The sequence below is a fragment of the Lentzea sp. genome, from assembly GCF_035525475.1.
Classification (GTDB): Bacteria; Actinomycetota; Actinomycetes; order Mycobacteriales; family Pseudonocardiaceae; genus Lentzea.
The window spans coordinates 13,834-28,689 of record NZ_DATLEC010000029.1 but is presented as its reverse complement, the minus strand read 5'-3'; the positions used below and the strand labels follow the sequence as shown (position 1 = coordinate 28,689).

Genomic DNA, 14,856 nt, shown 5'->3' with positions numbered 1-14,856 from the left:
GGGGAACCGGGGTGGCGCGTCAGCGCCCGCGCCACTCCGGTTCGCGTTTCTCCACGAAGGACAGCGGGCCTTCCAGGGCGTCCTCGCTGTGCATCCGCCGCTCCTCCCAGACGTACCGGGTCGCGAACGCGCGCTCCAGAGGCAGTGTCGCCGCGGTCGTGGCGGCCTCCTTGATCGCGCGGACGGCGAGCGGCGCGCACCGCAGGATGTCCCGCACCCAGCCGTCCACGGCGTCGTCCAGCTCCGCCGCGGGCACGACCTCGTTGACCAGACCGAGCTCGTACGCGCGGGCGGCGCTCAGCCGGCGGCCGGTGATCAGGTGGCCCATCGCCGACTTGAACGGCATCTGCCCGGCGAGCCGGAACACGCCACCGGCGCCGGCGATCAGCCCGAGCCTGGCCTCCGGCAACGCGAACGTCGCGTGCTCCGCGGCGACCACGACGTCACACGCGAGCGCCAGCTCGAAACCGCCGCCCAACGCGTACCCGTTCACCCGCGCCACCACGGGCTTGGCCAGGTCGAACCGCTCGGTCAGCCGCGGCCAGCCCGGTTTGCCCCTGCTGCCGAACGTCGACGGCGCCGCGGTGCCCTCCCGCGTCCTGGCCACCAGCTCGGTGAGGTCCTGGCCGACGGAGAACGACTTCTCCCCGGCGCCGGTGAGCACCGCGACCCACAGCTCGTCGTCGCGCTCGAAGTCGTCCCACACCTCGGCGAGCTCGGCGTGCGTCCGCAGGTCCATCGCGTTGAGCACCGCCGGGCGGTCGAGCGTGACGCGGGCGACGCGGCCCTTCTTCTCGTAGCGGACTCGGGTCACGGTTTTCCCCCAGGTGAATGCGGACCGAAAGGCGAGATTAGCGCGAACGGTCCGGCCGGCACATTTTTAGGGGTGTTCGATAGGGGTGAGCGGACCCCCGCATGAGGGGTTCCGGTAAGGGGGTGCCAGGCACAGGGTGCTCCAGTAGGGTCGAGAATGAATTCAGGGAATCTCGAATTGCGCATTGTTCGAGCGAAGGATTGAAGACATGGGCCGTTTCACCTACCTGTCCCAGTCGGCTCAGGACCGCGAACCGGAAGTGGCCGATCTGGAGATCACCATCACCACCGCGGACGAGGTGCGGCTGGGCGACGTGGTGAACGTCGAGGTCACCCTGCGCACCCTGGACCCGACCCGCAAGAGCCTCCCGGCCCGCGCGATCACCGGCGACCTGACGATCACCGTCGGCGGCGCCGTGCGGACCGAGATCACCGCGACCGGGCTGACCAACGCCAACCGCGTGATCGGCGGCCACGCCGTGCTGCTCACCGGCGGCCACGCCGAGTTCGTGGCGGAGGTGCCCGGCACGTACACGTTCGCCGCGGGCCGGGTAGACGTGGTCACCCCCGACTACCCGATCGTCTGCGTGCCGAAGGACGAGGTCGTGGCCGACAGCAAGACCTCCGTCGCGTGAGCACGGCGGCCTGGGAGGCGTTGCGCGGCAGGCTGAGCGGCGAGCTCACCCGGCCCGCCGACGCCGGCTACGACACCGCGAGGCAGCTGCAGATCGTGGAGTACGACCGGGTGCGGCCGGACGCGATCGCGTTCTGTGCGAGCACCGCGGACGTGCAGGCGTGCCTGACCTTCGCCGCTGAGCAGGGCATCTCCGTCGCACCGCGCAGCGGGCGGCACAACTTCGCCGGGTGGTCGACGACCGAGGGCCTGGTCGTCGACACCTCCCGGATCGACCACGTCCGCGGCGGCGGGGCGACGGTGGGTCTCGGACCCGGTGCACTGGCCGTCGAGGTGGTCGCCGCCTTGCACCAGCACGGGCAGCAGGTGGTCACGGGAATCTGCCCGACCGTGTGCATGGGCGGCTACCTCCTGGGCGGGGGGATCGGCTGGCAGACCCGGTCGTCCGGACCCGCCAGCGACCACGTCGTGTCCGTCGACCTCGTGACCGCGGACGGACAGGCCGTCCGGGCGTCCGCCGACGAGAACGCCGACCTGTTCTGGGCGTTGCGCGGCGGTGGTGGCGGCAACTTCGGCATCGTGACGGGCTTCGAGGTCCGTCCGGTGTCGGTGCCGTCGATGACGAACTTCACGCTGTCGTGGTCCTGGGAGCACGCCCTGGACCTGCTGGAACGCTGGCAGCACTGGTCATCGGCCGGGTCGCGCCCGCTGTCGTCGGAGATCGGCGCGCTGCTGGTCGACGCGGCTCCCGGCGCCGAGCCCGCGGTGTTCATGCACGGCGCGTACCTGGGCTCGCAGGCCGAGGCGGACGCGGCTCTCGACGAGCTGTGCCAGGTCGCCGCGCCGCAGCTGCGGCTGGTGGGCGAGCTCCCGTACGAGCAGGCGATGTACCAGCTGTACCGGGTCGAGGGGATGTCCCCGCGGCAACGCCGCCGCGCCGGCGACAACCCCGAGGCCGCGCTGCCGCGCCAGCCGTTCCAGCGCGAACGGCACCGCCTGTTCACCGAGCCGATGGGCCGGCACTCGCTGGGCGAGGCGCTCGAGGTGTTCGAGCAGAACCGGCGGGCGGGCCAGTTCCGCTACTTCGCGCTGATGTCCCTCGGCGGTGCGGCGAACGACGTGAGCAGCACCGAAACCGCGTACGTCCACCGCGACGCGCAGTTCCTCGGGAAATTCGCGCTGGGTGGTCAGAATCCCGACTTCGATTATGACGAGGAATATGTGCGGGCCGCTGAAGAATGGGTCGGAGCCGGATTCTCGGTGCTCGACCCGTTGTCCAACGGGCATTCGTACGTGAACTACCCCGATCCTGCTCTGCGAGATTGGCAGTGGTCGTACTACGGCGAGAACCACGCGCGGCTGGCCGAGGTGAAGAAGGCCTGGGACCCGGCAGGGCTGTTCTCGTTCCCGCAGGGCGTCAGCGCCTGAAGCACGGTCCATCCACCCTTTCGGAGCGGCACATGACGACGCAAGTGGAGACACGCGCGGCCACGGCCGCCCGAATCGTGGGAGTGGGCACCTCGGTGCCCGACACCAGCTACACCCAGCGCCAGATCCTCGACATCTTCCGCATCGACGACCCGAAGATCCGGTCGGTGTTCATGAACAGCGCCATCGACCGGCGCTACCTGACCCTGCCGGCCGAGACGCCGGCCGGGCGGGCGGTGGAGTCGCAGGGCCAGCTGCTGGCCAAGCACCGCGAGCAGGGGATCGAGATGGCCGCCCGCGCGTTGCAGGCGTGCCTGAAGGACGCCGAGGCGGACCTGACCGACGTCGCGCACCTGTGCTGCGTCTCCTCGACGGGGTTCCTCACGCCGGGGTTCACGGCGCTGCTGATCAGGAAGCTGGGCCTGCCGCCGGCGATGAGCAGGCTCGACGTGGTCGGCATGGGCTGCAACGCCGGGCTCAACGCGCTCAACTCGGTCAACGGCTGGGCCTCCACGCACGCGGGCAAGCTCGCCGTGATGATCTGCGTCGAGGCGTGTTCCGCGGCGTACGTCTTCGACGGCACGATGCGCAGCTCGGTGGTCAACAGCCTCTTCGGCGACGGCGCCGCGGCGATCGCGGTGACGGCGGAGCAGGAACCGACGCGTTCCGGCCCGGAGATCCTCAAGTTCGCGAGCTGCATCATCCCCGAGGCCGTCGACGCGATGCGCTACGACTGGGACGACTCGCACGGCAAGTTCAGCTTCTTCCTGGACCGCGAGGTGCCCTACGTCGTCGGCGCGAACGTCGAGGACGTGATCGGCAGGCTGCTGGTCGGCACCGAGGTCCGGCGCAGCGACGTCAAGCACTGGATCATCCACTCCGGCGGCAAGAAGGTCATCGACTCCGTGATGATCAACCTGGGGCTGACCAGGCACGACGTCCGGCACACCACGAGCATCCTGCGGGACTACGGCAACGTGTCCAGCGGGTCCTTCCTGTTCTCCCTGGAGCGCCTGCTCGACGAAGGACGCGTCGAGCCCGGCGACTACGGCGTTCTGATGACCATGGGACCGGGTTCGACCATCGAGACGGCCCTGGTCCGGTACTGACCTTCGGTTTCGTTCGGCGAGTGAGGTGGCGGGGGCTTTGTCTTCGATTTCTGTTACGACCGCACGGCCGGGAGACGCGGGCCTCGTCGTCCGCGTCGACACCTCGGCGGCCTTGGCGTCCTCTCTCGTCACCGACCTCATCGGGCTGGTGGACCGAGCGGAGGACACGCGTCCCGGCGCGGTGGTGGTGCACCTCGCGGGTGGCGACACGCCGCCGGGTGACCGGGTGTGGCCGGGTGCCGCCGAGATCGCGCACGTGAACCGCTGGGAGCAGGCACTGCGCCGGCTGGAGCGGCTGGACGCGGTGACGATCGCCGTGGTGACCGGCCGGTGCGGAGGCGGTGCGCTGGACCTGCTGCTGGCGTGCGACCACCGGATCGCCGCCCCGGACGCGTCGGTGGCGCCGCCGCTGTGCGACTCCGGCCAGGTGTGGCCCGGCATGGCCGTGCACCGCATGACCACCCAGCTCGGTGTGCGGGAAGCCCGCGGGCTCGTGCTGTTCCCCCAGGAGCTCACCGCCCTGGAGGCCGCGGAACGCAGGCTGGTCGACGAGATCGCGCCGGACCCGCTCGCGGCAGCGGCGGCCAGGGCGGCCGAGGTGGCGGGTCGTGGCGGCACCGAGGCCGCGATCCGGCGGCGGCTGGTGCTGGACGCGGCGACCACGAGCTTCGAGGAGTCGCTGGGCGCGCACCTGGCGGCGTGCGACAGGACGTTGCGCCAGGCGCAGGGGGAGCCGGCGCGGTGATCACCGAAGCCTCCTCCTCCCTGGACACGGACGCCCGCGCGCTGGAGCAGTTCACCAGCGAAGGCGTGCGGGATCTGGCATCCCTACCGTCCAAAGCAGACCGCACCACCGCCCAGATCGCACTGGCGGACGGTGTGCACCACGAGTCACGCCGGTTGCGGGCCCGGTTCATGGCCCAGCACGCCGATGAGGTCTACGACGCGCTGACCGACGGCCGCACACGGCGGCCGCGGATCTCGGAACTGGTTCTCTCCGCCGCAGAACGGTTTCCCGGCCTGGTGCCGACGGCGGACGAGCTCGCCGCCGAGTCCTCCCTCGCGCAGCAGCGCAAGGAGGGCAGGGAGATCGACCAGGGCATCTTCTTCCAGCACGTGCTGCGCCACCCCGGCGCCGGGCGGCACCTGGTCGACAGCATGCTGCTGCCGACCGGACGCGCCCTGGCGCTGCTGCCGGACTTCCGCGCCTCGGGCTCGCTCGAGCTCGGCACGGTCCGGATCGAGCGCCGCGACGGCATCGCGCACGTGACGATCACCAACATCCACTGCCTCAATGCCGAGGACAACGAGCTCACCGCGGACCTGGAGACCGCGGTCGACCTCGTTCTGCTCGACGACGGCACGCACGTGGGCGTGCTGCGCGGTGGTGTGATGACGCATCCGCGGTACGCGGGACGCCGGGTGTTCAGCGCGGGCATCAACCTCAAGCACCTGCACGGCGGGAAGATCTCGTTCGTCGACTTCCTGCTCGGCAGGGAGCTGGGGTTCATCAGCAAGCTCGTGCGGGGCGTGCTGACCGAGGACGGACTCGGCCAGCGGATCGAGAAGCCGTGGGTGGCGGGCGTGGACACGTTCGCGATCGGCGGCGGCATGCAGCTGCTGCTCGTGCTGGACCACGTGGTGGCCGCCTCGGACTCCTACCTCAGCCTGCCCGCGGCCCAGGAGGGCATCGTGCCGGGCCTCGCGAACCTGAGGCTGACACGGGCCGTGGGCAGCCGGATCGCCCGGCAGATCGTGCTGGGCGGCCGCAAGGTCTGGGCGAGCGAACAGGACGCCCGGCTGCTCGTGGACGACGTGGCCGACCCCAGGGAGATGGACCAGGCGGTCGACCGTGCCGCGGACGTGCTCGCCAGTCCTGCGGTCGCGCCGAACCGGCGGATGCTCAACCACGCCGACGAACCCGTGGACCAGTTCCGCGAGTACATGGCGGAGTTCGCGCTGACACAGGCGTTGCGCCTCTACAGCGCGGACGTCCTGGGCAAGGTCGCGAGGTTCAGCGCATGACCGCCGTCGAGAGCCGGACCGGTCTGCTGGACGCAGACCTGGTGCGCGGCAAGGTGTTCAGCGGCGGCTGGACCACGTCGCACGGCGGCACCGCCGAGATCACCGAGCCCGCGACCGGGCAGGCGTTGATCACCGTCGGCCTGGCCGACCGCCACGACATCCGCTCCGCCGCGGCACTGGCCGCGGCGAGGCAACCCGCGTGGGCCGCGACACCGGCCGTCGAACGGGCCGCCGTGCTGCGCCGCGCCGCGCAGCTGCTGACCGACCACCGGGCCGAGGTCGCGCGCTGGCTCGTCCGGGAAGGCGGTGCCGTTCCCGGCAAGGCGGACGCCGAGGTCGGTTCCACAGTGGACGAACTGTGGGTCGCCTCCTCGTTGCCCACACACCCGCACGGGCATCTGCTGCCCGCCGACCGCGGCCAGCGCAGCACCGCACGGCGCGTCCCGCTCGGCGTCGTCGGCGTGATCAGCCCGTGGAACTTCCCCCTCCTGCTCGCCACCCGCGCGGTGGCACCCGCCCTCGCGCTCGGCAACGCCGTGGTGCTCAAGCCCGACGTGAACACCCCGGTGGCGGGAGGGCTGCTGCTCGCCGCCGTCTTCGAGCAGGCGGGGCTGCCCGCGGGCGTGCTGCACGTGCTGCCGGGCGACGCGGGCCCCGGCGCGGCGCTGACCACCGACCCCGACATCGCCATGATCGCGTTCACCGGCTCGACCGCGGTGGGCCGCCAGGTCGGTGCGGCGGCGGGGGGTGCCCTGAAGCGGATGTCGCTGGAGCTGGGTGGCAACAACGCCCTGATCGTGCTGGACGACGCCGACGTGGTGGCGGCGAGCAGCGCGGGCGCGTTCGGCTCGTTCTTCCACCAGGGCCAGGTGTGCATGACCGCCGGACGGCACATCGTGCTGGCCGACGTCGCCGACGAGTACCTGGACCGGCTCACCCAGCGGGCCGCCGCACTGCGCGTGGGCGACCCGTGGACCACGGACGCCGACCTCGGCCCGTTGATCAACGAACGCCAGCTGCGGCGCGTGGACCAGATCGTGCGGGACACCGTGGCGGCGGGCGCGACCCTGCACACCGGCGGCACGCACGAGGAGCTGTTCTACCGGCCGACGGTGCTCGGCGGGGTGAGCACGGACATGCCCGCGTGGACCGAGGAGGTCTTCGGCCCGGTGGCGCCGGTGGTCGTGGTGCGCGACGAGGACGAAGCCGTCGCGGTCGCCAACAACACCGACTACGGCCTGGTCGCCGCCGTGCAGACCGGGGACGTGGCCCGCGGCGCCGCACTGGCCGAGCGGCTCACGACCGCGATCGTGCACGTCAACGCGCAGACGATCGACGACAACGCGTACGTGCCGTTCGGCGGGCGCGGCGGGTCCGGCAACGGCAGCAGGTACGGGGCGCTGCACAGCTGGGACGAGTTCACGCAGTGGCGGTGGCTGACGAGCCGGGACGTGCCGGCGGCTTACCCGTTCTGACGGCAGAGACGTGCCGGTGGCGGGTCACGCCACCGGTCTGAGGCGTGCGAACACCTGAGAACTTGAAACGCGGCCGGGGGTGCCGAGTGACTGGAACCATGGACGTCTTCGGGACGGAGGGCCTGCGTGCCCGCCTCGACGGGCGCTCACCCGCCGACCAGGACCGGATCGTGCTGGACGCGGTCCGCGCGCTGGCGGCGGACGTGCTCGGCGACACGACGGCCCACCGGCTCGATCCCGAGGCGCCGTTCCGCCGGCTCGGGTTCTACCGCGCCACCGCGGCCCGGCTGCGCGAACGCGTCGGCGAGGCGCTCGGTCTCGCGCTGCCCGCCACGATCCTGTTCGACCACCCGACACCGGTCTCGCTCGCGGCCCACCTGCGCACCCGGCTCACCGGCGTGCGGTCCGCGGAGCAGGAGACGGCGGCGCCGCAGGCCGACGACGGGCCGGTCGCGGTGGTCGGCATGAGCTGCCGGTACCCCGGCGGCATCTCCTCGCCCGACGACCTGTGGCGGCTGGTCGTGGCGGAACAGGACGCCGTCAGCGAGTTCCCCTCCGACCGCGGCTGGGATTTGGACGCGATCTACGACCCCGACCCGGCCGCTGGGCGGTGCTACACCAGGGAAGGCGGGTTCCTGCGGGACGTCGGGGAGTTCGACGCGGGCTTCTTCGGCATCTCGCCGCGCGAGGCGCTGGCGATGGACCCGCAGCAGCGGCTGCTGCTGGAGACCTCCTGGGAGGCGCTGGAGAGCAGCGGGATCGACCCGTCCACCCTGCGCGGCAGCCAGACCGGCGTGTACGTCGGGCTGGCGTACGAGGACTACGGCCCGCGCCCGCACCAGGCGGTGGGCGACGTCGCGGGCAAACGGCTGATCGGCAGCCTCACGAGCGCCGCGTCCGGGCGGGTGGCCTACGCGTTCGGGCTGGAGGGCCCGGCGATGACGGTGGACACCGCGTGTTCGTCGTCCCTGGTGGCGCTGCACCTGGCCCGGCAGGCGCTGCGGCGCGGCGAGTGCACGCTCGCGCTGGTCGCCGGGGCGACGGTGATGTCCAGCCCCGGCGTGTTCCTCGAGTTCAGCCGGCAGCGCGGCCTGTCGAAGGACGGCCGCTGCAAGGCCTTCGCGGACGCCGCCGACGGCACGGGCTGGGGCGAGGGCGTCGGAGTCCTGCTGCTGGAACGGTTGTCGGACGCCCAGCGCAACGGCCACCAGGTCCTGGCGGTCGTCCGCGGCAGCGCGGTGAACCAGGACGGCGCGTCCAACGGCCTCACCGCGCCGAACGGGCCGTCGCAGCAACGCGTGATCCGCCGCGCGCTCGCCGACGCCGGACTGTCCACATCGGACGTCGACGTCGTGGAGGCGCACGGCACCGGCACGACCCTCGGCGACCCGATCGAGGCGCAGGCGTTGCTCGCGACCTACGGCCAGGACCGCGAGACCCCGTTGTGGCTGGGGTCGATCAAGTCGAACATCGGCCACACCCAGGCGGCCGCCGGAGTCGCCGGGATCATCAAGATGGTCATGGCGATGCGGCACGGCCTGCTGCCCAGGACACTGCACGTGGACAAGCCCTCCCAGCACGTCGACTGGGAGACCGGCGCGGTCCGGCTCCTCACGCAAGCCCGGTCGTGGACGCAGAACGGGCACCCGCGCCGCGCCGCCGTGTCGGCGTTCGGGGTCAGCGGCACGAACGCCCACGTGATCATCGAACAGTCCCAGCCGGTCGACCACCACGACACCACCGCGCGACAACCGAGTGTGACGCCGTGGCTGATCTCGGCCGCGGACCCCGACGCGTTGCGCGGGCAGGCCGCCCGGCTGCGGGACTTCGTGACGGCCGACCAGGACGCCGATCTCGTGCGCGTCGCCGCCGCCCTGGCGTCGACCAGGTCGAGCATGGCCCACCGCGCTGTCGTGCTGGGGCAGGACCGCGCGGACCTGCTCGCCGGTCTGTCGTCCCTGGCCGGGGACGGCTCCGGCGCGGACGTCGTGCACGGCAAGGTGGTGCAGGGGCGCACCGGGTTCCTGTTCTCCGGGCAGGGGTCGCAACGCGTCGGCATGGGCCGTGAGCTCCACCGCGAGTTCCCCGCGTTCGCCAAGGCCTGGGACGAGGTCCGCGACGTGCTCGACCCGCTGCTGGAACGTCCCCTCGACGAGGTGGTCGCCGACGCGTCGGTGCTCGACCAGACCCAGTGGGCCCAGCCGGCGCTGTTCGCGCTCGGCGTCGCGCTGGTCCGGCTGCTGGAGTCGTTCGGCGTGCGGCCGGACTTCGTGGCGGGCCACTCGGTCGGCGAGGTGACCGCCGCGCACGTGGCCGGCGTGCTGTCCCTGCCCGACGCGGCACGGCTCGTGGTCGCGCGCGGCAGGCTGATGCAGCAGGCGCCGTCGTGCGGAGCGATGGTCGCCATCGGCGCGGGTCACGACGTCGTGCTGGAGTCGTTGCGGGACTTGGCCGACAGCGTGTCCGTGGCCGCGGTGAACGGTCCGGAGTCGACGGTGATCTCCGGCGACACGGACGTGGTGCTGCGGCTGGCCGACCACTGGCGCGACCAGGGCGTCAAGACCACGCGGCTGCGGGTGTCGCACGCGTTCCACTCGCCGCACATGGAACCGATCCTCGCGGAGTTCCGGTCCGTGCTGGAAGAGCTGTCGTTCGCTCCGCCGTTGATCCCGATGGTGTCCAACGTGACCGGGGGCGCCGCGATCGCCGAGAACGTCTGCACACCCGAGTACTGGGCGGGGCACGTCCGGCAGCCGGTGAGCTTCCACGACGGCATCAGGTTCCTGCTCGGCCAGGGCGTCAGCCGGTTCGTCGAGCTGGGGCCCGACCGCGTGCTGTCCGCGATGACCGCCGACTGCGTCGCCGACAGCGCCGACGAGACGGTCATCCTGCCGCTGCTGCGGCGCGACCGGCCGGAACCCGTCGCGCTGACGTCGGCACTGGCCGGCCTGCACGTCACCGGCCAGCGCGTCGACTGGGCCGAGCTGGTGCCCGCGCGGGGCCGCGTCGCGCTGCCCACCTATGCGTTCCAGCGCAAGCGCTACTGGCTGGACCTGCCGGAGACCGTCGCCGCGGGCCAGACCGTGCTCGCCGCGCCGACCGCCCTGCTGGGGCACAAGGTCGAGCTGGCCGACACGCAGGAGCTGGTGTTCACCGGCCCCATCTCGCCCCGGCAGCACCCGTGGCTCGCCGACCACCGGGTCGGGTCCGCGCTGGTGCTGCCGGGGACCACGTTCGTCGAGCTCGCGGTCGCCGCGGCCGCCGAGACCGGCTGCGACCTGCTGGAGGAGCTCGTCCTCGAACGGCCGCTGGTGCTGTCGGAGGACGACCAGGTGATGATGCAGGTCCGGCTGGGCGTGCCGGACGCGGACGGACGACGCCCGGTCGAGGTGTTCTCCCGGCTCGACCCGGCCGCCCAGGGCGCGCCGTGGACCTCGCACGCCCGCGGGTTCGCCGTTCCCGGGCCGCGCAACAACTGCGCCGCCGGGCAGAGCTGGCCGCCCGCGGGGGCCGTGCCGGTCGACCTCGGCGACGCCTATCCCCGCCTTGCCCTGCGGGGCAACAACTACGGCCCGGCGTTCCAGGGCCTGCGGGCCGCGTGGCGGCACGGTGACGACCTGCTCGCCGAGGTGGCGCTGCCGGGGCACCTGCGCAACGAGGCCAGCGGGTTCGGGATGCACCCCGCGCTGATGGACGCCGCGCTGCACCTGGTGCCGCTGGAGCTGGCAGAGGCCAAACCCGGTGAGGCGCTCGTGCCGTTCGCGTGGACGGGGGTGACGCTGCACGCGACGGGCGCGTCCGTGCTGCACGTCCGGATCACCTCCACCGGACCGGGCACCGTGTCGGTGTTCGCGGCGGACCCGAGCGGTGCGCCGGTGCTGTCGGTGGACGCGCTGGAACTGCGGTCGGTGTCACCGGGCCGGCTGGCGTCGCGGCCCGACCACGTCTACCAGGTCGACTGGGCACCCGCGGCGCTCCACGGTTCTGCCCAGCCGCGGTGGACGGTGCTGGGCCACGACGGACTCGCCGGTCTGGCCACCGTTCCCGAGGTCGTCGTGCTCGTCTGCGAGCCAGGACCGGGTGATCTCGTCACCGACGTCCACGCGGTCGCGCACGGCGTCCACGGCACCGTGCGGACCTGGCTCGCCGACGAACGGTTCGCCTCGTCACGACTCGTCGTGGTGACCAGGGGAGCGGTCGCGACGGCGCTGGGTGAGGACGTCCCGAACGTCGCGCACGCCGCCGTGTGGGGGCTGGTGCGGTCGGCGCAGACGGAGAACGCGGGACGCTTCGTGCTGGCCGACGTCGACGCGGACTTCGAGGACTGCCTCGACGACGTGCTCGCGAGCGGTGAGGCCCAGGTGGCCGTGCGGTCCGGGCAGGTGCTCACGCCACGGCTGAGTCCACTTCGGACGTCCGGTGTGGAGGTTCCCGGGGAACTCGGCCGCGCCTGGCGGGTGCACGTCACCGAGACGGGATCGCTGGAGAACCTGACGGTCGTCGCCAACCCGGCCGCGACCACCCCGCTCGGGACGGGCGAGGTCGCGGTGGCCATGCGCGCCACCGGGCTGAACTTCCGCGACGTGCTGATGGCCCTGGGCATGTACCCCGGCGAGTGCCGGCTGGGCAGCGAGGGCGCGGGAGTGGTCACCGGGGTCGGCCCCGGCGTGACCGGGATCGTGCCGGGGGACCGGGTCCTGGGCCTGTTCACCGACGCGCTCGGCCCGGTCGCGGTCACCGACCACCGGCTGCTGGCCCCGATGCCGGACGGCTGGTCGTTCGCGCGGGCGGCGTCCGTGCCCGTCGTGTTCCTGACCGCCTACCTCGGCCTGGTCGACCTGGCCGGAGCACGGCCCGGCGCCCGCGTCCTCGTGCACGCCGCCGCGGGTGGCGTCGGCATGGCGGCCGTGCAGCTGGCGCGGCACCTCGGGCTGGAGGTCTTCGCCACCGCGAGCCCGGCCAAGCAGGCAGCGGTGCGGGCGGCCGGGGTCGCCGCCGACCACATCGCGTCCTCGCGCACGCTCGGCTTCGAGGCCGAGTTCCGCGCGGTGACGGGCGGACGGGGAGTGGACGTGGTCCTCAACTCGCTCGCGGGCGAGTTCGTCGACGCGTCGCTGCGGCTGCTCGCGCCAGGCGGCTGCTTCCTGGAGATGGGCAAGACCGACCTGCGCGACGACGTGCCGGGCGTGCGGTACCGGCCGTTCGACCTGCACGACGCCGGTCCCGACCGGCTCGGCGAGATGCTGCGCGAGGTGCTCGCGTTGTTCGCCGCCGGTGCGCTGACCCCGCTTCCGGTGCGGGCGTGGGACGTCCGCGACGCGCGGGAGGCGTTCCGGTTCATGAGCCAGGCGCGGCACATCGGCAAGATCGTGCTGACCGTGCCCCAGGCCGCGGATCCCATCGGGACCTGGCTGATCACCGGGGGAACGGGCGTGCTCGGCGGGCACGTCGCCCGGCACCTCGTCTCCGCGCGCGGAGTCCGGCGGATCGTGCTGGCCGGACGGCGCGGCGCCGCCGCGGAGGGCGTGGCCGAGCTGTGCGCCGAGCTCGGCAGGTTCGGCGCGCGGGTCGACGTGGTCGCCTGCGACCTGGCCGACCGCGACGAGACCCGCGGACTGCTGGACGGGATCGACTCCCTCACCGGTGTCGTGCACGCGGCGGGCGTCATCGACGACGCCGTGGTCGGCTCCATGACGGCGGAGCAGGTCGACCGGGTGCTGAAGTCCAAAGTGGACTCCGCTGTGCACCTGCACGAGCTGGTGGGCGACCGGGACCTCAGCGCGTTCGTGCTGTTCTCGTCGGTGTCCGGGCTCTTCGGCGGGGCGGGACAGGCCAACTACGCGGCGGCGAACGCGGTGCTGGACGGGCTGGCCTGGCACCGCGGGGCCGCCGGTCTGCCGGCCACGTCGATCGCGTGGGGCCTCTGGGCCGACCGCAGCGCGATCACCGGAGACCTGGACGCCACCGACCTGCACCGGCTGGCGCGCTCCGGCATCCTGCCGCTGCCGACCCGCCACGGACTGGACCTGTTCGACCTGGCCCTGGACAGCGCTCTGCCCGTCGTCGCGGCCGTCCGGCTGGACCTCGGCGCCCTGCGCGCCCAGGCCAAGGCGGGTGGCGACGTTCCCCCGTTGCTGCGGCACGTCGTGGGCCACGCACCTCGCCAGACGGCGGCGGCGGTCACCGAGACGACGTCACTGGAACAACGGCTGGCCGACGCACCACCGCAGACCCGCGGCGAGCTCGTCCTCGACCTTGTCCGCGAACACACCGCCGTGGTGCTGGGACACGCCGGCGCGGACGCCGTCGACGTCACCAAGGGCCTGTTCGAGCTGGGCTTCGACTCGCTGTCCCTGGTGGAGCTGCGCAACCGGCTGAGCACGGCGACCGGCCTGCGGGTGCGGTCGAGCGTGATCGAGGACGACTCGACCCCGGTCACCGTCGCGCAACGGCTGGCCGCGGAGTTCGCCGGCCTCCCGGAGACCCCGGTCGCCGCCACACCGCCGGGCGACAGCATCGTCGGGCTGTTCCAGCGCTCCGTCCACCTGGGACGGTCGGACGAGTTCATGGGGCTGCTGCGGCAGACCGCCGGGTTCCGCACGTCCTTCGAAGGCCCGCTGGACGCGGGGGAGCTGCCGGACCCCGTGCGGCTCGCGCACGGCCCGGCCACGCCGCGGCTGATCTGCTTCCCGCCGTTCGTCGGCCGGTCGGGCGCGCACCAGTTCGCCCGGTTCGGTGCGGCGTTGCGCGGCGAGCGGGACGTCTCGGTGCTGCCGCAGCCCGGTTTCGTGGCAGGGCAACGGGTTCCGGCGGACGCGGCGGCGGTGTCCGAGGTGATGGCCGACGTGGTGCGCCGCGAAGCGGGCGGCCAGCCGTTCGTGCTGGTCGGCTACTCCTCCGGCGGCCTGGTGGCGCACGCGGTGGCGAACCGCCTGGAACAGCTGGGCCTCGCGCCGGCGGGCATCGCGCTGGTCGACGTCTACCCCTCCGGCGAGAACACCGCGGACGCGGTGCTGCCCGGCCTGCTCGGCGGGCTGCTCGACGACCGCCGCCGTCCCCCGGAGGACGCGGGCGACGCCTGGCTCACCGCGATGGCGCGCTACCTCGACCTCGACTGGACGCCGTCGGCGGTGGGCGTGCCCACCCTGCTCGTCAGAGCCACCGAACGGGTGCCCACCTGGTCGGGCACGGCCGAGGACTGGCGCAGCGCGTGGAAGTACGCCGACGCGGTGGCCGACGTCCCCGGTGACCACTTCACCGTGATGGAGGAACACGCACCCGCCACCGCACGCGCGGTGTCGGAATGGATCGCGCGTCTGTAGGGGTGACCGTCAGGGGTTCCGGGCCTTTCACCGGCCCGGTTAGCCTCAGC

The 14,856-nt window shown here is 72.8% G+C and carries 8 protein-coding genes; 7 read left to right on the top strand and 1 reads right to left on the bottom strand.

What is annotated here, in order from left to right:
- Positions 1–19: 19 nt before the first annotated feature.
- Positions 20–814, bottom strand: coding sequence for an enoyl-CoA-hydratase DpgD (gene dpgD / locus VM306_RS03975; protein WP_325510957.1), 795 nt, complete (start codon positions 812–814; stop codon positions 20–22).
- Between the two features lie 208 nt (positions 815–1,022).
- Here dpgD and VM306_RS03970 point away from each other — a divergent pair, with 208 nt between their 5' ends.
- The 7 genes from VM306_RS03970 to VM306_RS03940 all read left to right on the top strand — a co-directional run bounded on the left by VM306_RS03970 (position 1,023) and on the right by VM306_RS03940 (position 14,806).
- Complete coding sequence (locus VM306_RS03970) at positions 1,023–1,448, top strand: hypothetical protein (RefSeq protein ID WP_325510955.1); 426 nt, start codon at positions 1,023–1,025, stop codon at positions 1,446–1,448.
- Positions 1,445–2,875, top strand: a complete 1,431-nt coding sequence (locus VM306_RS03965) for an FAD-binding oxidoreductase (RefSeq protein ID WP_325510953.1) — start codon at positions 1,445–1,447, stop codon at positions 2,873–2,875. The genes VM306_RS03970 and VM306_RS03965 overlap by 4 nt, the downstream gene beginning before the upstream one ends.
- Before the next feature lie 32 nt (positions 2,876–2,907).
- A complete protein-coding gene (gene dpgA / locus VM306_RS03960) occupies positions 2,908–3,984 on the top strand; it encodes a 3,5-dihydroxyphenylacetyl-CoA synthase DpgA (RefSeq protein ID WP_325510952.1) in 1,077 nt (358 codons plus the stop codon).
- Between the two features lie 37 nt (positions 3,985–4,021).
- Positions 4,022–4,729, top strand: coding sequence for an enoyl-CoA-hydratase DpgB (gene dpgB, locus VM306_RS03955; RefSeq protein WP_325510950.1), 708 nt, complete (start codon positions 4,022–4,024; stop codon positions 4,727–4,729).
- On the top strand, positions 4,726–6,009 hold the full coding sequence (gene dpgC, locus VM306_RS03950; RefSeq protein ID WP_325510948.1) for a (3,5-dihydroxyphenyl)acetyl-CoA 1,2-dioxygenase DpgC: 1,284 nt from the start codon (positions 4,726–4,728) through the stop codon (positions 6,007–6,009). Before dpgB ends, dpgC begins: the two co-directional genes overlap by 4 nt.
- Complete coding sequence (locus VM306_RS03945) at positions 6,006–7,484, top strand: aldehyde dehydrogenase family protein (protein ID WP_325510946.1); 1,479 nt, start codon at positions 6,006–6,008, stop codon at positions 7,482–7,484. The genes dpgC and VM306_RS03945 overlap by 4 nt, the downstream gene beginning before the upstream one ends.
- An 86-nt stretch (positions 7,485–7,570) precedes the next feature.
- Entirely contained in the window at positions 7,571–14,806 is a 7,236-nt protein-coding gene (locus VM306_RS03940) for an SDR family NAD(P)-dependent oxidoreductase (RefSeq protein WP_325510944.1), read from the top strand.
- Positions 14,807–14,856 lie beyond the last annotated feature (50 nt).